At 67.3% G+C, this 19,338-nt stretch carries 15 protein-coding genes and 5 pseudogenes; 6 read left to right on the top strand and 14 right to left on the bottom strand.

Translation table 11 applies throughout. The features are described 5' to 3' along the window. Positions 1-240 precede the first annotated feature (240 nt). Positions 241-975 carry a hypothetical protein gene (locus STRTU_RS35740; RefSeq protein WP_159741863.1) on the top strand — a complete coding sequence of 245 codons (735 nt, stop codon included), beginning with the start codon at positions 241-243 and terminating at the stop codon, positions 973-975. A gap of 595 nt (positions 976-1,570) precedes the next feature. Here the strand turns inward: STRTU_RS35740 and STRTU_RS36290 are convergent. The 5 genes and pseudogenes from STRTU_RS36290 to STRTU_RS35725 form a co-directional block, all read right to left on the bottom strand. Further along, the gene (locus tag STRTU_RS36290; protein ID WP_371873661.1) at positions 1,571-2,257 is read right to left on the bottom strand and encodes a WD40 repeat domain-containing protein; all 687 of its coding nucleotides are present in this window, start codon (positions 2,255-2,257) and stop codon (positions 1,571-1,573) included. Next, positions 2,252-2,305, bottom strand: a pseudogene (locus STRTU_RS36285) (hypothetical protein); the annotation flags it as partial. The pseudogene STRTU_RS36285 and the gene STRTU_RS36290, both read right to left, overlap by 6 nt. Before the next feature lie 37 nt (positions 2,306-2,342). Beyond that, complete coding sequence (locus STRTU_RS35735) at positions 2,343-2,600, bottom strand: WD40 repeat domain-containing protein (RefSeq protein ID WP_159746630.1); 258 nt, start codon at positions 2,598-2,600, stop codon at positions 2,343-2,345. A 471-nt stretch (positions 2,601-3,071) separates the two neighbouring features. Further along, positions 3,072-3,515 (bottom strand): hypothetical protein, encoded by a 444-nt coding sequence (locus STRTU_RS35730; RefSeq protein WP_159749591.1) that lies wholly within the window; start codon positions 3,513-3,515, stop codon positions 3,072-3,074. 169 nt (positions 3,516-3,684) lie between these two features. Next, on the bottom strand, positions 3,685-3,975 hold the full coding sequence (locus STRTU_RS35725) for a hypothetical protein (RefSeq protein WP_159749589.1): 291 nt from the start codon (positions 3,973-3,975) through the stop codon (positions 3,685-3,687). 438 nt (positions 3,976-4,413) lie between these two features. On the opposite strand from STRTU_RS35725, the gene STRTU_RS35720 reads away from it, so the two are divergent. After that, positions 4,414-5,175 carry a hypothetical protein gene (locus STRTU_RS35720; protein WP_159749587.1) on the top strand — a complete coding sequence of 254 codons (762 nt, stop codon included), beginning with the start codon at positions 4,414-4,416 and terminating at the stop codon, positions 5,173-5,175. A gap of 817 nt (positions 5,176-5,992) precedes the next feature. Here the strand turns inward: STRTU_RS35720 and STRTU_RS36280 are convergent. The 4 genes from STRTU_RS36280 to STRTU_RS35700 form a co-directional block, all read right to left on the bottom strand. Then, the gene (locus STRTU_RS36280) at positions 5,993-6,430 is read right to left on the bottom strand and encodes a transposase (protein WP_269777055.1); all 438 of its coding nucleotides are present in this window, start codon (positions 6,428-6,430) and stop codon (positions 5,993-5,995) included. Positions 6,431-6,462: 32 nt separating this feature from the next. Further along, positions 6,463-6,705 carry a transposase gene (locus STRTU_RS35710; RefSeq protein ID WP_269777436.1) on the bottom strand — a complete coding sequence of 81 codons (243 nt, stop codon included), beginning with the start codon at positions 6,703-6,705 and terminating at the stop codon, positions 6,463-6,465. A 326-nt stretch (positions 6,706-7,031) separates the two neighbouring features. Beyond that, positions 7,032-7,538: a phosphoribosyltransferase family protein gene (locus tag STRTU_RS35705; protein WP_159749585.1), complete on the bottom strand. Its 507-nt coding sequence runs from the start codon at positions 7,536-7,538 to the stop codon at positions 7,032-7,034. Positions 7,539-7,874: 336 nt separating this feature from the next. Next, positions 7,875-8,222: a helix-turn-helix domain-containing protein gene (locus tag STRTU_RS35700; protein WP_159749583.1), complete on the bottom strand. Its 348-nt coding sequence runs from the start codon at positions 8,220-8,222 to the stop codon at positions 7,875-7,877. A 293-nt stretch (positions 8,223-8,515) separates the two neighbouring features. On the opposite strand from STRTU_RS35700, the gene STRTU_RS35695 reads away from it, so the two are divergent. Then, positions 8,516-12,253: an nSTAND1 domain-containing NTPase gene (locus tag STRTU_RS35695; RefSeq protein ID WP_269777435.1), complete on the top strand. Its 3,738-nt coding sequence runs from the start codon at positions 8,516-8,518 to the stop codon at positions 12,251-12,253. A 354-nt stretch (positions 12,254-12,607) separates the two neighbouring features. On the opposite strand, the pseudogene STRTU_RS35690 reads toward STRTU_RS35695, so the two are convergent. Together STRTU_RS35690 and STRTU_RS35685 are read right to left on the bottom strand one after the other, a co-directional pair. Then, positions 12,608-12,910: pseudogene (locus STRTU_RS35690) on the bottom strand (restriction endonuclease); the annotation flags it as partial. A gap of 116 nt (positions 12,911-13,026) precedes the next feature. Further along, positions 13,027-13,512 (bottom strand): annotated as a pseudogene (locus tag STRTU_RS35685) (DUF5753 domain-containing protein); the annotation flags it as partial. 449 nt (positions 13,513-13,961) lie between these two features. On the opposite strand from STRTU_RS35685, the gene STRTU_RS35680 reads away from it, so the two are divergent. Genes STRTU_RS35680 through STRTU_RS35670 form a run of 3 tightly spaced genes read left to right on the top strand, consistent with a single transcriptional unit; the run spans position 13,962 to position 15,613 of the window. Next, positions 13,962-14,207, top strand: a complete 246-nt coding sequence (locus STRTU_RS35680; protein WP_159749581.1) for a hypothetical protein — start codon at positions 13,962-13,964, stop codon at positions 14,205-14,207. 15 nt (positions 14,208-14,222) lie between these two features. Further along, positions 14,223-15,347 carry a hypothetical protein gene (locus tag STRTU_RS35675; protein WP_159749579.1) on the top strand — a complete coding sequence of 375 codons (1,125 nt, stop codon included), beginning with the start codon at positions 14,223-14,225 and terminating at the stop codon, positions 15,345-15,347. Further along, positions 15,344-15,613, top strand: a complete 270-nt coding sequence (locus STRTU_RS35670; RefSeq protein ID WP_159749577.1) for a hypothetical protein — start codon at positions 15,344-15,346, stop codon at positions 15,611-15,613. Before STRTU_RS35675 ends, STRTU_RS35670 begins: the two co-directional genes overlap by 4 nt. 298 nt (positions 15,614-15,911) lie before the next feature. Here STRTU_RS35670 and STRTU_RS35665 read toward each other — a convergent pair. The 3 genes and pseudogenes from STRTU_RS35665 to STRTU_RS35655 form a co-directional block, all read right to left on the bottom strand. Beyond that, positions 15,912-16,408 (bottom strand): annotated as a pseudogene (locus STRTU_RS35665) (lamin tail domain-containing protein). A 295-nt stretch (positions 16,409-16,703) separates the two neighbouring features. Further along, a pseudogene (locus tag STRTU_RS35660) lies at positions 16,704-17,112 on the bottom strand (DNA helicase); the annotation flags it as partial. A 1,325-nt stretch (positions 17,113-18,437) separates the two neighbouring features. Continuing rightward, on the bottom strand, positions 18,438-18,986 hold the full coding sequence (locus STRTU_RS35655) for a nitrobindin family protein (RefSeq protein WP_159749575.1): 549 nt from the start codon (positions 18,984-18,986) through the stop codon (positions 18,438-18,440). Between the last annotated feature and the right edge of the window lie 352 nt (positions 18,987-19,338).

Below are 19,338 nucleotides of genomic sequence, written 5' to 3'. Positions count from 1 at the left end.
GACATCATCGGCCAGGCCACACGAACGCGAACAACGCCTGGTCCGCTCTGGCCCTGTCGCAGCGCGGACGACTGTACCTGTGGGCGCACCGGGCACTTCCTCGACAGCTGACCGCCCCGGACGCCTCGTGCGCAGCAGCCCCGTCGACGAATTCGCCTCCACCATTGCGGGCCCGCTCATCTCGCAGCCGTCCCTGTCAACGCCGCCGTCCCGGCCGACCTCGCCGCGCAGACCGGCAGCGTGTGGCTGCAGGCGGACGCGGTGCAGATGCGGGATACCGTGCGAGCCCAGGCATGGCTGCCACTCACCGCCGCGGAAGTGCGAGAGGTTCTCACCTCACCGTCCCGCCGGATCACCGGGTCCCGGGAGCAGTTCACTGCCGTGGTCGCCGAGGCGCTGGGGGACATCGCTGACGACCTGCGTACCGACCGGGCGCTGCGCGCCCAGCTCTGGCATCGCCGGCGCCGGAACAACGACTGGGTCAGCTATGTGCCCGCCGAAGAGCGCGAGATGTCGACCTGGCTGGCCCGTGAGCTGGAGCGACGGCTGCGGGACCGGGCGGCCGTCTTGCGGGAGGTCGAGATCAACCCGCGCCTGGCGGAAACCGATGGCGATATCCCCGACCTGCTGGCCGTCGCCCACACCACCGGTGCCCAGGCGCTGTCCGTGCCTGGCGAGGTGAAGTGCAGTTGGCACAGACAGGTCGTCACTGCCATCCGGGACCAGCTCGGCCTGCGCTACCTGCAGGGCCCCCAGGGGACGACGGGTGTGTATGTGGCTGTCTACTTCGGCGGCAGCGCCTGGGACACCGGCGACAGCCGACGCACGCAGTCAGCCCGCCGTAGCCTGGACCGGCTCCGGCAAGAACTCCGTCAGCATGCAGCCGATCTGGCCGGGCACGGCATCACCGCCCATGTCTGTGTTCTGGATGCCTGGTTGGAAGCCGATGCCCTGTCCGACCAGAGCCCGGGATGAGCAGACCAGACCTGCGTGATCGCCCGGCCTGGGCTGTCGGCAGCCGCAAGCCGTCCGAGCGGCGGCGCCCGGACGGCCCAAAGACGCGACCACCATGGCCCGGTCCCTCCTCGGCTCGATCTGTCCGGGCTCGCAGCACGATGGTGACGATGATCGCCGCACGCAACTCACCCAACCATCGGCTCGACCGCAGAGAAGGGGCGCAGCCACAGCTCGCTCAGCGCGCCCTCGGCCGCCACTACCGGCGACTCCGCAACGCTGAGCAATCAACGCTCACAGTGAGCAGATCTCAGAAACTCGCAGGTCATATCGGCTCAGCCGACGCAACCTGCCAACTTTATCCATGAGTAACTTTCAGTGTGTCCCGCTCCCCAAGCTGAGCAATGCACAGGTCAGCCTTGAAGGGCTGCTCACTTTCAGGAAGGCCGCGACAACCGCCCTGGCCAGTGAACAACCAGCGCACCGCGACGGGGCGCCGGCGACCGGGCGGCCCGTCTCGCAGGCCGCCTCATCAAGAGCTGAATTCTTGAGGTTCATCCCATGGGAACAGCCCCTGACCGTTGCCGGTGAAAGGTCAAGCCCTGGCCGCCCGGCCTTACGGCCTGGCGGCGGGCGGCCGCGGTACACCGAGTCCGACCAGGCATTGGTGGTCTTGGGCTTGATGCCGGCGTAGACGGTCTGGCGCCGCTGAGCTTGGTCCCCGGGCCAACCGCCTGCTCGGCGCTGGTCGCCTCGATGCCCTTGGAACGAAGGACACCGACGGCAGCCCACGGGGAATCGTGCAGCTGATGCCCGGCTTGGCGGGCGGACACCAGGAATAGCCCGTCTGGGCTTCGGGCCGCCAGGCCTTCACCTGGCGGCCCGAAGCCTCTGCGCGGCCGTGGGCAGCGGTCACCGGCGCGCTCGGCCGGAGCGCGACGCTCCTCACCGTGCCGTGACAGTTGCGCGGCCGTGCAGTCGTTATCCGTCGGCTTCGCGAGCGGCGGCGGCGGCGGCGGCGGTGGCGGCTCGCTCGGGGTCGGTCCCACAGGCGGGTGGTCTGGTCGGCTGCAGTGGTGGCGAGGGTGTGTCCGTCCGGGCTGAACGCCACGAAGTGGACTTCGTTGGTGTGGAACTTGAGGACTGCTGTCGGGCGGTGTGTTCGGGTGTCCCAGAGGCGGATGCAACGGTCGGCCCCAACGGTGGCAACGGTTCGGCCGTCAGGGCTCAAAGCGATGCCGTTCACCGAGCCGGTGTGACTTGTCAGGGTGGCGAGGGACGTCCTCGAAGCGCTGTCCCACAGCCGTGCCGTGCCGTCGTGGGACGCTGTGCCGATGGTCCTGCCGTCGGGCTGAACGCGGCGTCCGGCAGCTCCCCGTGGTGTCCTTTCAAGATGCCGGAGGTGCGACGGGAGGCGACGTCCCGGAGCCGCGCGGTGTGTCGGCGCTGGCGCTGATCACGGTGCGTCCGTCCGAGCTGAAACGCACCGAGTCCACCGTCTCCTGGTGTCCTCGTAGCACGGCGAGCGGTTTTCGGGATGCCACGTCCCACAAGCGCACCGTGTGGTCCGCGCCACCGCTCGCCACCGTCCGGCCGTCGGGAGAGAACGCCACCGACATTGCTGATTGGCTGTGGCGGCCCAGCATCGCCTGCACGTGCCCGCCAGCCTAGAAGCCGGGTCACCAGGCACACAACGATCCGGGACGAAGCGCGTACGGGATCCGGATGGATACCTGCTGGTCCTGTCCACTCATTCCTGGGCTCGTGAGCTGATGTCGACGGCCGCGTAGTGCGGCTCAACTCAAGGTTTCCGTGACGCGGGTCATGAACCCGTCGCTGCCGCAGCTCGGGGTGCACCGCGGCTGGCGGCCACCTTGTCCTGGCGCCCCACGTTGAACCGAGGGCGATTGGCGCTCTCGTAGGGCAAGGACCTGCCCCCTCCCGCCCGTCAGCCAGGTCCTCGGCAGATGCTGCTGTTTTGCTTGTGTTGCTGACCGGAGGTCAAGCTCCCCGTTTCGGTGGGCGCAGTGCGATGTGGGGCGTCAGACCGCAGCCGACGCCCCACAGGTACACCACTAATGAACCCCAGAAGAGGGCAGCCCTACCGGAACGGTCCCTTAGAAGGCGATGTCCCGCAGAGCGAGGTAGATCTGGTACTGCACCTCACCGCCAGCGGCCTTGATGGCCCACTTGAGGGGGTTCCAGTTGGAGAGTCCGTTCACCCACTTGCGGTAGCCCTTCCAACTCTTGGCGATCTTCTTGATGGCGCCCTTGCCGTACTTGGCGGCGATCCGCTTGGCAATCTGCCAAGCAATGCCGCGACCCTTCTTCGCCTGGACGCCGCTCTTGGCGTCGATCGTGGCGACAGCGTCCGTCGACGCGGCGGCGGACCGCAGCGTTTCGATGCTGATGCTACGAACGGCGGCACTGTTCGCCGTCGTCTGCACCGAGGAGACAGCCGGAGCGCGGTTGGCTTCGGCAGCCGACGCCATCGGGGCGGCGACGCCCAGGGCGACGGCAGCCGTGACCGTCGCTGCTGCTACTCGGAGTTTGTTACGCATAGGTTCCCCCTGCTGTATGGAGTGAGGCCGCTGCCGTGCGGTGCACGAACGGCCTTTCCCCGCCTGGCGTTTCTAGGCGGGCAGAAGGAATCATCACGCTGTGCGCTGACTGTAGGCTATTGGCCCTTCGGGTATGGGCCGGATGGACGATGTCCCTGCGTCCGAGGTCTCACAGCGGAAAAGTGTCACTGTGGTTGAGCCAGCAAACGACCCCGAACACGGCGAGAATCCCAAAGATCACTGACGCTCCGTCGTTGATCTTCTTATTCCTGATGGCATGCCAGACAAGCATGCCAAGCGGCGGCACCCAACCCGCGAAGTAGGCGGCCCACGCGAATTTCCCCCACGCCTCCCCCTTCCCGAGCGTGAACCCGAGGAAGGACACGAAAAGGAAAGCCGCGAACGAAAACCAGATGTTGTCCGACACCATCTGGCCGCGCGTCTTCTTAACTGTCTGCATGATCCCCCTATCAAGCAACTGCAGCTTCCTGCATGACCGTTGCCATGCAGGAAGCCAACCATAACGAGGAACCATGCCGTCAGGACACCAGCCCGCCAAGGACCTGGTAAACAGGTCGGAGCGCTTGACCGTCTGGAACGCCTCGCCCAGTGGCGCATCGCGGACAGGAGGCAGGCACAGCCCTGACCAAGGACGCGGGCGGCCATGATGGAGCCGGTAGTCGCGTATCAGGAGTGCGACCCGCTTATCTCAAAGGCCGGTTGGCACGCCCTCTCGTACGGAGCGGACCGGAGTCAGTCGTCGGGTCGGTGGCCGGGGATTATGCAACAGCGGTTGCCATGGCCAAAAGGGATACGCCTCAAAGGCCAATACCGGCTGCCCGTTCGCCGTTCCTAGGGTTGAAATCAAACAGCCCCAACCCTTGGAAAGGAAACAGCAATGAGCAATGGTTCCGCACTCCGTCGGATCAGCACAGCAGCCGTCGCCGGCGCCGCCGCCGTCGCCGTCCTGGCCCCGGCCGCCTCCGCAATGGGCCCCAGCAGCGCGGCGCCAACCGCGGGCTCGTCAGCGTCCGCGCAGACGAACAAGCTCACCCCGCACACGTACGTGGCCTACCTGATCAAGCAGCGCACCCCCGAGGCCCGCGCCACCCTCAAGGCGTTCCGTGCGCTGCCGAAGTCCAAGCAGGTCAAGTTCCTCGGCTACCTGCAGTCCCGCACTGTCTACAAGGCTTTCGGTGGCCAGATGCGCGGGCACACCGGCGGCAACAAGACCGTGCGGGCGGTGACGAACTACAACAAGGACGTGAAGTTCGTCCGCGCCACGCAGAACAGCAAGACCAAGCAGGGTCGCAAGACCAAGCAGGGTCGCAAGGCCAGTGTCAGGGTCGCGTTCACGGTGACGGAGAAGGTCTTCAGCATCCCCGTGACGAGCGCGCAGGTGTGGGTGACGTACGAGTCGAAGCACGGGAAGGTCCGCAAGGTCATCGGCGGCGGCTCGAAGCTCACCAACGTCAACGCGGCGATCAACATCACGGGCGGCAAGGTCGAGCCGACCAACCTGGAGGGCCACAGCGGCTTCGCCGCGACCACCTGGAGGGCCACCGAGCGCGTGGACGGCTTCGGCAGCGACATCATCAAGCGGCAGCGCGTCCAGAGTGGCTGGGGCAACACCTTCCAGGCCAGTCTCACCAACGTCTGACCGTCTCACCAACGTCTGACCGACACCCGTACACACACCAGCGTCCCCCCTGCGCCAGGCGGATTCCAGGGATCGTGACCACACATGATCACCGACGTGTGGTAGCGGGCATTGCATGCAGACGCTCGGCTGGGGTTTCCCCGCCGAGCGTTTCGCGTGGTCGGCTGCTGAGCCTGTTCTTGGTCTACCAAGATCTTCCGGCTTGCCGATGGCTTTGAGAGTCTCGGGGCGTATGACGGTCTTGCCGACGTCGTAGCGGGGTGCCCGGCGTTCGTTCTTGGCGCCAGGTGGCCGCCGGGCCCGGCGCCACGGGGTTTGGGAACACGGTCGGGCAGGCGAGGTGAGCGCGGATGTTCCTGAACCCCCGACGGCCTCGGCCGGGGTGAGCCGGTCGGAGGTGGCGGGTTTCCCCCAGGGCCAGCGGAGGTCCGCGGCCAGCGGAGGTCCGCGGCCAGCGGAGGTCCGCGGCCAGCGGAGGTCCGCGGCCAGCGGAGGTCCGCGGCGAGCGGCCGGGCGAGCCGGAGCCGGGTGTGAGCGACGATCAGGATCCAGGCCCAGCGGTCCGCCGCCTCGGGAGTACGGAGTTTCGGAGTGGTCCAGCCCAGGTCTGCTTCGCGAAGCGGAAGGTGTGCTCCAGATCGAAGCGGCGGAGAAATGCCTGCCAGAAACGGTCCACGCCGTCCGGGGTTGCGCCGGTCTTGGAGGACCATAACCATCCGGCGGGGCATCCCGGTCCTTCGATAGACGCTCGGCCTTCCACCGCATCAACGTCCCCTCGGTCAACGGCAGTTCACCGTCATGGTCGAGCCAGGACGAGCTACGGGTGAGCCTTGGGTAGATCCGGTCCCATGCCTGGTCTCGGCCTTGCCGTCAGTGGTGGTATCCGTGACCGTGCTGATCGCGGGCTCGGGCCGTGTCTCCGGACCGGTGAAGCGGAATTCCGGGCCGTGTTGGGTGGCCGGCCGTTGACGCCGTGCATCCTCGGTGGCTCCGGCAGGCGCATGACGCGGTCGGAGCGGACCCGGCCGACCAGCTCGGCCGGCAGGTCGCGCAGCACCCAGGCCAGACGGGTGACGTCGCAGCCGGCGTCGCTGACGATCACGATATGCGGGTCCCCGTCCTGCCACGAGCCCGCGGCGAGAGCCGCTCGGCGACACCCCGCAGCTGATCGGCGGGATCGCGGTCGCGTCGTCCGCAGGGCCGAGCCGCACTGCGTCCAAAATCGCGGTCCAGGACGTGGCCCCGGCTCCAGCACGGCGACGAAAGAGTAGGCCGGCCCGGAATGAACTACGAGACCCTTTTCGCCCGGCCGTAGACGTGGCAGAAGAGCCAGTCAGCCGAGCACGGCGCGTCCGAGCGAAGCCACAGCGACACCTCGACCGCCAGGACCAGGCACCCGCCGTCGAAACGCGGCAGCGACAGCCCGGCCAGGACCGTCCGCAGCCGGCCGAAGTCAATCCGGCCGTGGTTCAAGCCGCCGTACATCGCTCCGTGCCCACGCCGACGCTCGGGCAACAGCGTCAAGTCCACCGCGGACTTCACCGCACCGTCCGCACAGCACCGCGTCCGCCGGCTCGAACAACTCGTCACGCCCAGAGGTCGACACTCGCAGAAGCCTCCCCGGAAGCCTGACGCTTCCGCGAACGCTTCCTCCGGACAGCTTCTGGCAGCAGACTCCCCTCACGCCTTCGTCGTGGTCACGTGCACCTTGGTCGCAGCACAGGATCAGACGAAGGCCGCCCCATGCCCCGAACTGCGAACTGCGAACTGCGAACTGCGAACTGCGAAAAGTGCCTCAAGTTCGAGGCCGGTTCGAAGCCGAGAGGCTGACCTCAGGATTCGCACGGTGGGAGATCTTACGCGGTCAGCAGGCCCCGAACGGCGCCGAGAGCGCTCTTCGGCGCATCGGTGAGCTGATCCACGATGACGCCGCAACCCATCCAGGTGGACCCACACTCCTCGACCATGCTCCGGACAGCTGCCGCCTGGCTTCCGGTCTCCACCCAGTCGTCCACCAACAACACGCGGTCTCCCGACCCCAGCGAGGAACGCTGGAGCCGCAGCGTGTGACGAAGGCACCGGCAATCGGGAGACGACTGACGGGCGACCTTGTCTCCCGGGAAGACGCCCTCGCCCTTCCGGACAGGAACAAACCCGACGCCGAACTCAACGGCCGCGGCACCACCCAGCAGGAACCCCCGCGACTCAATCCCACAGACCGCTGTGATCCGCTCGTCCCGGAACGGTTCAACGAGACCGGCGACGATCACGGCCAGTGCTTTGGCATCCCGAAAGACCGCCCACACATCCGCGTGACCACCGATCCATCGGAAGCGTTCCAGCGCCAGGTCCCGTGCAGTCATGGGCACGAGCGGAAGTCTTCCGACCGCGGAGCAACGCAGCAAACCCTTATCGGCCACTCAGGCGTCCTGAGCCTGCCGGCGCTCGACCTGAGCCCGAAGACAAGAACAAGTCGAGCGCCTGTTTCCCTTCCCGGGCCCGGTAACGAGCCGGGCCAAACCGCACTGGAGCACTACGGCACTACGGGTGGGCGGCGGCACGCTCCCGCAGGAAGACTCCGGCACGAGCGGCGGCCTCTTCCTACGTCGCGCACCAGGTGCCGGCCTCGGCGGCGCCACAAGCGCCCCTTCCCGGAAAAAGGGAGGGGCGCCGGCTCGATCACTACTGGCCGCTCTGCGTCAGGCGGCCGGTCGGCGGATGGCGTGATGGTGAACATAGGCGAAGATCGCGGCTTCGACGCGGGTGGAGACCCCGACCTTCACCATGAGGTTGGCGAGATGCGCCTTGACGGTACGTTCAGTGATGACCAGCTGCCGACTGATTGCCCGATTCGGTGCGGCTTGCCCGATGAGAATGAGGACTTGGCGCTCACGGGGCGTCAGGTGCGAGATGCCGCCGGGGTCTCCTGGCGCGAGGGGGCGCGCCGGGCCCTCGACACCCTGTACGGGTGCATCGTCGATGCCCGTGTGATTCCCGGACAAAGCTCGTACGGCTTCCGCTTTCTGTGCAGAGGCACGGCTTGGCATGGCTTCCCCCTTGGATGGTCCTGTTGCCTGCCGCTGGGCTCGCCCGGCGGGCTCGGTGTGCCACACCGGCGTGGCGGCAGGATGTGCGAGCAGGTCGGTTGACCCACTCCCCCGGGGTGGGTCAACCGGCCGACAACAGCAAGTCCACCCGCCGCAGAGTTGTTTGGCAGCCCCTCTGAACTGCAGCTAATCAATTCGCCCGGTGCCCCGCCGCGTCCGGGATGCCGTTGTGGACGTGGTGGCCTGGCCCATAGGCTGGAGGGACGCTTGCAGGGATTCGGGGGGAGCGGCGAGTGGGGCGTCCGGAGAATCCGATCGATCCGCAGGACGGTCCGGTCCCGCGCTTCGCCTACGAGTTACGCAAGCTGCGAGTGGAGGCGGGGACGCCGGCCTACCGGGCCATGGCACGGCGCGTCGGCTACTCAGCGGCGACACTGTCGCAAGCCGCCGCGGGCGAACGCCTGCCGACCCTGCCGGTACTGCTGGCCTATGTGCGCGCCTGCCACGGGGATACCGAGGAGTGGCAGCACCGCTGGGAACAGACCGACGCCGACCTCACCCGCCAGCCACGACCCCAAAACGACGACGCAGATCCGCCCTACCGCGGACTGGCCCGCTTCGAACCGGGCGACGCGGAACTGTTCTTCGGCCGCGACGAGTTGACGGCGCAGCTGGCCAAGGCAGTCCGTCGGCACCGTGTCAGCGCACTGGTAGGCGCCTCGGGCAGCGGCAAGTCCTCACTGCTCCGGGCCGGACTCATCCCCCGCCTGCGCGCCCCGGACGAGGCCGACGGCCAGACACCGGCCGCCGTACGGATCCTCACCCCGGGCCTACACCCCATGACGCACGGCGAACGCCTGCAGCCGGCTCCCGGACCCGGAGAGACCTGGCTACTGGTGGACCAGTTCGAAGAACTCTTCACCCTCTGCACCGACGACGCGGAACGCAGCGCTTTCCTCGATCATCTGCTGGCCGCACGGCACGAGGCCAGCCGACTGCGCGTGGTCCTTGCCGTGCGGGCCGACTTCTTCGGCCGCTGCGCCGACCACACAGCCCTCGCCGCTGCTCTACAAGACGCCACACTGCTGGTCGGCCCCATGGACACCCACCAGCTCAGGGCAGCCATCGTCCGACCGGCCGCAGCCCGCGGACTGATCGTCGAGCGGGACCTGACCGCCCGCATCATCGAAGAGATCAACGGCGAACCCGGCAGCCTCCCCCTCATGTCCCACGCCCTGATGGAAACCTGGCGCCACCGGCAAGGACGCACCCTGACCACCCAGATCTACGAAGCAACCGGCGGCCTGCACGGCGCCATCGCCCGCACCGCCGAAGACACCTACACCCAACTACCCCCCACCCAAGCCACCCTCGCCCGCCGCACCCTACTCCGCCTCATCACCCCAGGCGACGGCACCCAAGACACCCGCCACCCCATCAACCGCAACGAACTCAACACCAACAACCCCGCCGACACCACAGCAGTACTGGAACACCTGACCTCCGCCCGACTGATCACCCTCGACAACGACACCATCGACCTCACCCACGAAGCCCTCATCACCGCCTGGCCCAGACTCCGCCAATGGATCGAACAAGACCGCGAACGCCTACGCGTGCACCGACAACTCACCCACGACACTCTCCTATGGCACAAACTCGACCGCGACCCCAGCGCCCTCTACCGCGGAACCCGACTCACCCGCGCCCAAGAAACCTTCACAAGCCCAGAGCACAACACACTGAACCCCCTTGAAACCGCCTTCCTCAACGCGGCACTCGCCGCCCGCGAAACAGAACGCGCACACGCAGCCCGCGCGGCACGCCGGTCACGCCGAGCCGTCGCCGCCCTCGCCTCACTATGCGCACTGGCCCTGGTGGTGGGCACCATCGCCTGGCAGCAGAAACAGAACAGCGACCAGCAGCACACCCAGGCCGAAGCCCGCCGCATCGCCACCGTCGCCGCCAGCCTCCGCACCACCGACCCGGTACGTGCCATGCGCCTGAGCCTCGCCGCCTGGCAACTCTCCCACACCCCCGAAACCCACAGCGCACTCCTAGCGGCGGCCCTCTCCCAGCGAGAACAGGACGCCATGCCACTCCCCGACGACGTTGACCCTCTCAATGTGCATCTCAGTGGCGACGGACGCACACTGGTCTACCTCGCCAAGGACCGAATTCGCCGCTTTGACGTGCGCACGCACCAGGAGTTGGCTCCCCTAAAAGCCTCGAAAGCTAAGTTGGCGGGAGGCTTCTTGCGGGACATTACGCGTGACGGACGAGCCGCACTGATCACTGGTGCGCACACGCGTGTGTACAGCGCCGCTGGCAGCAAGACGGAAACTCGGGACTTCCCTTCACCGCCTGGGGAGGAGTTCGGTAGCAACGGGCGAACAGAGTTCGGTAGCAACGGTCGAACATTGGTGTGGGCCGGGGACGTCGATGTTCAGCTGTGGGACTGGCGGCATCGGCACCTCTTGTTCCGGCAGGCTCTTCCCGACGTCAGGACTAGTGACCCGGGGGAGGTCACATCGAACGGCCGGTACTTAGCGGCCTGCCCCTACGGGCGCCCACCCGCGGTCTGGAAGATCGTGGGAAACCGCGCGGTGACGTTGCCCCTGTCGCCCGCTCAGAAGGTCCGTTGCGGTTGGGATTCCGTGGAGTTCACTCCAGACGGGCGGGGTCTGCTGAGGATCGATGAGGGCCACGGAGCTGACGTGCGGGACCTGGGCTCGGGCCGCTTACGGTGGCGGGTCAAGCACTCTGGCCTTACTCAGGTACGCCTGAGTAAGGACGGCAAACTCCTGGCGGGGCAAGATGCCGACGAAATTCTGCTATGGCGCATCAGCCGGCCCGACGTCCCTGTCCTGCGCTACCCGATCCCCAACGAGGAGGTATCAGAGCTACAGATCGACACCGAAGCCCACGTGCTCCGGTATATGGGCGGAGGTGCAGTCCGCAGCATCTCCTACCCACCCAGCACGGCATGGCGCGCTACTCCCGCTGACGCTGCGCAGTTCAGCCATGACGGGCGGAAGCTTGCGATTTCTCTCGTTGAGCGGAACAGGACGCGGTTTCAGCTGCTGAACGCCGGTAGCGGCACGCTGTCGGCAGAGCTTCCCGATGTGCCTTGCCGGCCGACGAACGGACTGATGCCGGACGCCTGCAGCCGCTGGGATTCGGCGCTGGCCTTCCGGCCCGACGGGAACCGCCTGGCCTACCTGGCCGCCAGCACCTCAGGGGAGTATCTGCACGTGTGGGATCTGCGAACGCAGGATCGAGTACAGGTACCCAGCGCCCTGCAAGTAACTGATGGCCATGCCCTTTTCTCTGCAAATGGCAAGTTGCTCCTGACTGCCGAGCTGGGTAAGGACAACTTCAGAATCTGGGACACACGCCGACACACCATCCGAACCCTGAGGAATATCAGCGGTGCCCTCATAGCTGCGCATCCCGACGGGCATTCGCTCGTCGTCCTATCAGGCGATGAGAAAGGGGTCGGCCGACTGCTCGACCTGCGTACACACCGGATCGTCCGTCAGCGCCTCACCGGCGAAGGCACCACAGCAGTCGCCTTCGGCCGCGACGGCCGCCTCCTGGCCGCCGGTGACGAGAAGGGCCGTGTCACCCTCTGGGACGGAAAAGCCCGCCAGCGCCTGGGCGAGCTACCCGCCACCGACGGAGCAACGTCTGGAAGCAGCCCTCAAGGGATTAACGCCCTCGCCTTCTCTCCAGACGGAGACACTCTGGCGACCGCCGGAGACAAGGGCACGGTGCGACTGTGGGACACCACCTCCAACCATCCCCTCGGCGACGCCCTCCCCACCGCCCCCGGTGACCCGGTCCTCGCCCTCGCCTTCACCCCTGACGGCAAAGCCCTGCGCGTCGCAGGAGAACACACACCCCTCCAGACCTACAGCACAGCTCCGCAGACCGCCGTACGCACCCTCTGCCGACGTGCCGGCAGCGGCCTGACGCCAGACGAGTGGCACTCCTACCTGCCCGACCTCCCCTACCGCACCACCTGCTGAAAACGGCTAATCGTGACCGTCTTCCTTCAGGCAAAGCAGTGGCGTCGGGATGTCTCCGTCTGCTTTCGGGGCAGGCCGGGGAGCTGTGTCGTACATCGTCATGCCTGTCCAACGAGTAACCCGGCGGCAGAGCTTCTCCCCACTCTGCTGGCTGGCTGCCGCGTTCGTAGCGAACGCCCCAAGCTCTGCGACGACCTCAGCGCCCTGGACCGGCTCCCGACGGAGCTGGCAGCAACCAGGAAGGTCGCTGACGCCCTCGAAATGCTGGAGCCTGCCGCCGTCTGAGGCTGGGGCGGCAGCTCAAAGCGCCCGCTGCGGGATACCCCACGGCGGGCGCTGATTTCGTGCCTGCGGTCACGGGACCGTGTGATGGCCTCCCGGATACGGCGCGGCCGGCGCAACTTCTGTGAGGCGGTGCAGCCGCGTGTAGAGGGCCCGCACGAGCCGGGCGCGGTTCTGGGCGCAGGGGACGGTGCCATCCAGTGGTACGGACAGGCGTCCGGCGGCTTCGCACAGGACGATTTCGGCGAGGGCGCCGCGGCCGTCGTTCTTCGGCAGGGCGGCGGCGTGGCGCCGGACATCGGAGGCCACCGCGCGGGCGTGGCCCGTCAGCCGGAGGACGATCTGCTCGTAGTCGCGCGGTTCGAGGTGCGGGTCGGGCGGGTGTGGGTGCGCTCATGGGCACCGCCTCCGTTGCTGGGTGCGTCGGTGACGTTCGACGCTACGGAGGTGGCCGGACCTTCCTCAACAAAATTGCGGAGAATTGCGGACGTTCACTCCAGGGCATCGATCGCGGCTCGGATGAGGGCGCGCGCCCCGTCGCCGCACACGGCCATCTCCGCGAGGCCGGCGAACGCCTTCGCATAGTCAGCGAGCTCGCGCGGCTGCGTCACCTTGATCTTCGCCGTCAGCGTCTCCACCACGGACTGGGTGTCGTCGTGGAGGTAGAACGCCTCCAGCGGCCACACGGTGCGCTGCGCGGTGAACGGGATGATGCCGAGGGAGACGGACGCGAGGGGCATCACGGCCAGGAGGTGGCGCAGCTGCCCCTTCATCGCGTCGGGGTTGGCGGTGCGATAGCGCAGGACGGATTCCTCCATGAGCACGACATAGCGGTGGCCGCCCTCGTACAGGAAACGGGAGCGGGCGACGCGGGCGGCGACCGCTTCGGAGACGTCGTTCGGCGTTCCCTGGAAGGTGGTGATCTGTTCCATGAGGGCGGTGGCGAAGCCAGGCTTCTGGAAGAAACCGGGCGGCACGAAGCGGACGCACGGGGCCAGCAGCATGGGCAGCGCGTTCGTTCAACGCGTGATTGCGCAACGGGCCTTCTTTGAGGGGCCTTGATGGCCTGTTCGCTCCGGGGCTCGGTTCCCAGGTGGCTAAACTGAATACTTTGCCGACCTGTCGCTTTGCGCGGAACCCTCGTGCTCGGTACCGAGGCGAGGCGCTACGGCAGCATCCTGAGGAGACGGTCATGAGCGAACCTGTTGACCCGAGGCTTGCCTATTCCGTGACTTCCAGCCCGACGCCGTCCCCAACGCCCGGCCCGACTCCTGCCCCTGACCCCCAGCCCTCCCCGCCCGGCCCACCTTCGGCGCCAGAGCCCACGCCCTCCCCCTCGGGGCCGAACCTTCCGCCCCCTTGGGGCACCGATCCCGATGTCGGCGTCTCGCCTTCCTTCCTGCGTGGCAGGGCGGAGGCCTGCGACGTGTCGTCCGAGACGATACGCAAGACCAGGGGGGTCGCTGAGGATGCCAATGAGGACCTGGGGAGGGCAGCTTCCGGCTGGTCGTTCGTGAAGAGCATCGATGACATGCAGGTGCGCTGGGAAGCGCTCGTGAAGGAAGTGACGGGCCGGCTGGACTACGCCTCCGACAGCTTCCGGCGCAGCGCGGATGCCTACGTCGAGAACGAGAGTCAGATCCAGTCTTCGTTCGCCAACATCTACCGCTGAGCGCCAGGGGGAATCGTGGTCACCTTTACTCAGCTCCTGGAGCTGGACGTCAATGGCCTGGAGACGTTCGCCGACCGTTGGGGCCGCGTCCACAAGCAGATCAAGGAGGCCCGCGAAGGCTTCCATGACGATGTCGTGCGCAAGCTGCACGCCGATCATTGGCGAGGGGAGGGCGGTCGGAAGGCGCAGGAGTACTGCGACCGCATACAGACGGGCATTGATGCTCTGGACGCCGAGGTCAAGAGCTTGCGGAGGTTCCTCGACGAGGAGGCTGACGGCACTAAGGGCCGTGGGGGCGTCAAGGGTTTTGAGGGGCTGCAGAACGAGGCGAGGTCGCTTCAGCAAGAGGCCTTCAGCCACGGGATGACCATCAACGACGACGGCAGCGTTCAGTATTCGGTGATGTACGACCCGGGCTCCCCTGATGCGCAGGAGATCCTCGATGAGAGCAAGCGCACTGCCAACTCCCTTGAGGGGCGCGCCAAGCAGGTTCTGAGCACGGCGACCGAGAACGACGAGTGGATCGCGCTGAGCTTGAAGGTGATCTTCGGTACGGTGCAGAACTTCGAGACCGAGGATCGCAAGTACGACGTTTTCGAACCGACTGTGAAGGACCGCATGGTCCGCAATCAGCTCAACAACGTGGGCGCGCTGGCCAACGCGCGGGGCTGGAAGACCACGGCTGGCCTGGTGCAGCACTACCTGGACGGCAGCGGCAAGCCGGTCGAGGTCGAGCCCCAGCAGATGTTGAACGACATGCCGCAGTTCCAACGGGACCTCGACAAGACCATGGCCAACGACGTCGGCAAACGGCCGGACGGTCCCTTCACCACCGAGTGGCAGTCGACTGCGCCGAACCCCAAGGACGGGGACAAGAGCATGGACTGGTACTACGGACTCAATCACTTTCAGTACCGGACGGTCGGCGAGAAGCACGGGGACCAGGTCACGTATCACGTTGAGGTGCAGAAGCGTTACGACTGGGGTGTTCCCAGCGAGCACCGCCGTACCCAGACTGCCTTTGGAGGCCCTTTCAAGATGGAGCTGGAGCAAGCCGACCTCGCACGTCTCAACTCCACAGGCCTGGCCCGTGACTTCGATGTGAAGGGCAGCTCGGGGCAGATGCGGACCACGGTATGAGCCCCCGCCGCTACGTCGGCCGCCACACCGGCGGGCAGCCTCATGCCTCGAAGGCTCCGAAGGCATCCCCGCCCAAGCCGCCGAGGACCGCTTCCAAGCCCGTCGACCGTCGCCGGCTCAAGAAGATCGCCCTCTGGGTGGGACTTGCCGCCTGCCTCGCGTTTTCCATCGCCGTCCTCATCGGGCTGGTGCAAGGCTTCTACGAGATGGACCACCCACCTGGCGGCTGGTGCCAGGACAACTCAGCCACCTGCGTGCGCCCCTGACGAAATCAGGCCGAAGGCTACACAGCCTCATCGGCGGCCGAAGCACAGTGCATGTCTCTGCGACCATTCGAGCACCAAGCTCCATTGATCGCTGGCTGTCGGCCGTTCTGAGAGCGCAGCCCCCTGCGCCAGCTCACCGGCGGCTGTGAGACCGACGTCGAGTACCAGCTGGGATAGCACCAGTCGTCGGCGCAGTCCCTTCCATTGAGCGGGACGCAACGGTGCACCGCAGGCACGGGCCTGCGGTGCACCTGGGTGGCCGGTGAGCGGCACAGCTCACCGACCGGTTCAGGGCCGGTCAGCGACCGCGGCGACCCCAGCTTTCGGTGTCGACGAGGCGGCGGTGGTCGTTGCGCAGGATGGCGGTGTCGCCGGTGTTGTCCCAGACGTAGGCGCGGCGGTCCTGGTAGGCGTCGCGGCGGCTGTCGTGACCGATGCCGGTGTGGACACGGATCCGGCTGTGGCTGTTGAGGCGAAGGTTGCCGAAGCGGTAGCTGTGGCCCGACTTGTCGGACAGGGTCCAGCCCTTGATGCTGACCGGGAGGCGTCCGGTGTTCTTCACCGTGACCACTCCGCGTTCAGGCTCCGGTTGGAAAGGTCATCCCGTCCGGGGCTGTCGTACTGGATCGCCCCCAGGACGACAGCGGAGCGGCTGTGGTCCGGGGCCGGAGCGTGGTGGCCGTGGCCGGCCGCAACGGCGGGCAGCGCGACGGTGGCGGCGAGCGCTGCGGCACCGGCGACGGCTACAGCGATACGCGAGATGTGACGGGACGCAGAACACCCCTCAGAGGGCACACCACAAAAGGGGTGCCGGAATCCGGAAGTCCGGCCTGTTTGACCGGACCCCCACACAGTGACCTGCCATCATGCCTTGCCAGGAAAAATCCAGTTTGGTGTTACAAAACACAGATATTTACACAACCACACCACACCAGGCGCGCACTCCCCCACGCCCACCAGCACAATCACGACACCCCTTACACCCGTCCAGACGCGCCAAGGGGCTACCGCCGGTGCAGCTCGGTGGCTTCAGCGACCCGGGAGGCTTCCGTCAGGGTGCTGTTCGACCCAAGCGAGGCCCCCGATGTTAGGCGAGTTGTTGGTGCAGCCGTGGTTCTTCGAGTCCTCGGAGGCGGGGACGTGGTGGTGGGTGAGGGCGGAGTCGTAGGAGCGGCAGAAGCGGGTGACGGTGCCAGGGTGGCGTAGGGGAGGGTTTTGGGTGAGATGTCGCGTTCGCCGATGCGGACAGGCTTGGTAATCCCCAGGTCTCGTCCGGTCTGCCAGGCGGGGCAACGTGGTGCGTTCAGGCGGCGGGCATAGCGGTGGCCGATGGCGGCGAAGGCCAGGGCGCGAGCGGTCTTGCAAGTGACGGTGGTCGGGAAGCGGGTGGCGGCGTCACGGGCGATGGCGCGGTTGTAGACGATGTAGCGACCGTGGCGTTTGGTGCCATGTGCGAGCAGGGCGAGCGTGGCGAGGGCGCCGCTCTTCCGCCTAGCCTGCCGGAGGGAGGGGCCGTATTGCCCGCTATCCGGCTTCTACCTGGGGGCGTCGCACAGCCCGTCCTCTCTCGGCCCTCCCCCCTGCTGAGCGCCTCGGTGGAGAGTTGAGAAAGGAACACGCCTTCCGGGCTGCGGCAACCACCTCATACGAGCGGCACCAAGCGGCTCCTGCCCCTTGGCCGTCCACAGCAGTCGCCTCAGGAGAGAAGCCGTTCCATGACGACGATCAACATAGAGAAGCGTAAGACCTAGCCGGTCGACGCGGAGCACACCTGGTCCCTCATCTCGGACTTCTATGCGCTGCATACCTGGCTCCCGGCCGTCACCAACACCCGCCGCGAAGACTTCGCCCGCTCGCGCATTGCGGTCCTCCCGGAAGGCGGCGAGGTAGTCGGGCAACTGCTCGACGAGGGACAGTACTTCCACCGGCCGGGTGATCTGCGGCCCGATGCCGGTTACCGGCTTTGTCCCCGAGATCCGGGTGCACGCGAGGACCGAGACCACGAGCGAGATCGTGTGGCAGGCGGAGTTCCAGCCGTCGGGAATCCCGGCCGCGTCGTCGCCGGAGTCTTCGACGGCGTACTGGATAACCTGGCCAGCCTGATTGCAAAGGAGACGACCCCAGCCGACTGACAGGAAATGCAACCCGGGCGCCTACGGCCACGCGGGCGTCGGCCGCCGCGTCTAGCTGGACAGAGTATGCAGCGCCCGCGTCGGCCGACCTGCGCCGCCCCCCCGACCGGCTACAGCTTTGCCACCGGCACCTGTTGAACGCCGTCACAAAACAGACCCTCAGGGGCGGGCAGCTACCGCATCGACTCCGGCTCCACGCAGCTTGCGGGCGAGATTCTCCATCTCGGGCAGCGTGCCCGAGTAAGTACGACGACCACCGCCCGGCGAGACCAAGTACTTCGCGACCGTTCCCGTCTTCTCCCCCACTCGGCTGGCTGGAGCCGCCGATGCTGACCGAGCAGCTGAAGGGCGGTGGGCTACTACGCACGTTGACGGCCGCCGTGGCCCTGGAAGATGAAACCCCGTCGTCGGGAGCCTGGCCGGGCCTACGTTGCTGTCCTCTTGCACGGCGGCGGCCCGGGGCGACATAGCCCCCGGCCGCGCAGGAAGGCTCGTGCGGATGCGGATGCGGATGGGATTGCGGCTCGGCTGACGGGAAGGGGGCGGCGGTCTCTGCAAGATTCCCGTCCCGCAGCCGATGTCGGCGCGGCAGGCAGACCCACACCCGCAGGCCCGCAGGCCCGCACCGACAGACCTGGCCCGGCAGGCCCACACCGGCAGGCCCTCACGGTGCATGTGCCCCCTGGCGCCGCCTAACTGCCGGCCCCGCGTCGCAGTTGGGCCGAAAGGTGGTGTTGCAGCGGCTGACCGACCGCCGCGAGATCGTGGACGAAGGTGAGCGTGTCCTCGTCGGTCAGGGTGTAGCGGCGACGGGTGGCGTTGACCTCCTTGGCGGTGGGGGCGAGAGCCACCTCATGGGTGGTGAGGTCGACCGCTCCATCGCCTGCACGGCCGACCGAGATCTCCGCGATGCCGGTGGGCTGGGTGATCAATGCCTCCACCCGTCCATCGGGCTGTAGCCGCCACCAGCCGCTCTCCCGGGCCGACGGCCGCAGCGGGGTGCCGTCCGCATCGAGCAGCCAGGCGCGCGCCTCGTAGTGGAGGAAGGGACGCCCGTCATGGCTGAAGGTGACCTCCTGCGCGTACGCGAACTCCTCGGCCAGCGTGGGGTACCCGCCACGGCCCCGGCCGAACCAGGTGCCCAGGAGCCCGATGACCGGCGTGAGCAGTGCGTGCGGCGCAGGTGCTTCGTCCGGTCGCAAGGCGTCGGGATACGGGTGCTTCGGGGCGTGGTCGGACATGATGTGCGCTCCTGGGTTGAGGCCGGTGCCGGGTGGCAGCCTAGGACGTCGATCCACCGACGCCGGGCAGCGGAGGGCGCGCCGCCCGGTTACTGCCCTACGGGCACGGTGGAGCCGGTGCCGCCGCATCCTCCGTACGCGCTCCTGGGACGAGGGGGCAAGGGAGCCGGCTGACCGAGTGGCTCCCTGGCGTCAACCCGCCTCGACACCAGAGGTGTTGGGCGAAGCACTGACCTCGCCTCCTTGTTGGAGTGGCACTCGTTCGTCACCTGCCCGGTCCGGCAACCGTGAGGCCCCCGGACCCGCCTCCCTATCCGTTCAGCAGGCTGCGGAGGTGGTGGGAGACTGCCAT

It is taken from the genome of Streptomyces tubercidicus, from assembly GCF_027497495.1.
Taxonomy (GTDB): domain Bacteria; phylum Actinomycetota; class Actinomycetes; order Streptomycetales; family Streptomycetaceae; genus Streptomyces; species Streptomyces tubercidicus.
This window is presented reverse-complemented; position numbering and strand designations above follow the sequence as displayed.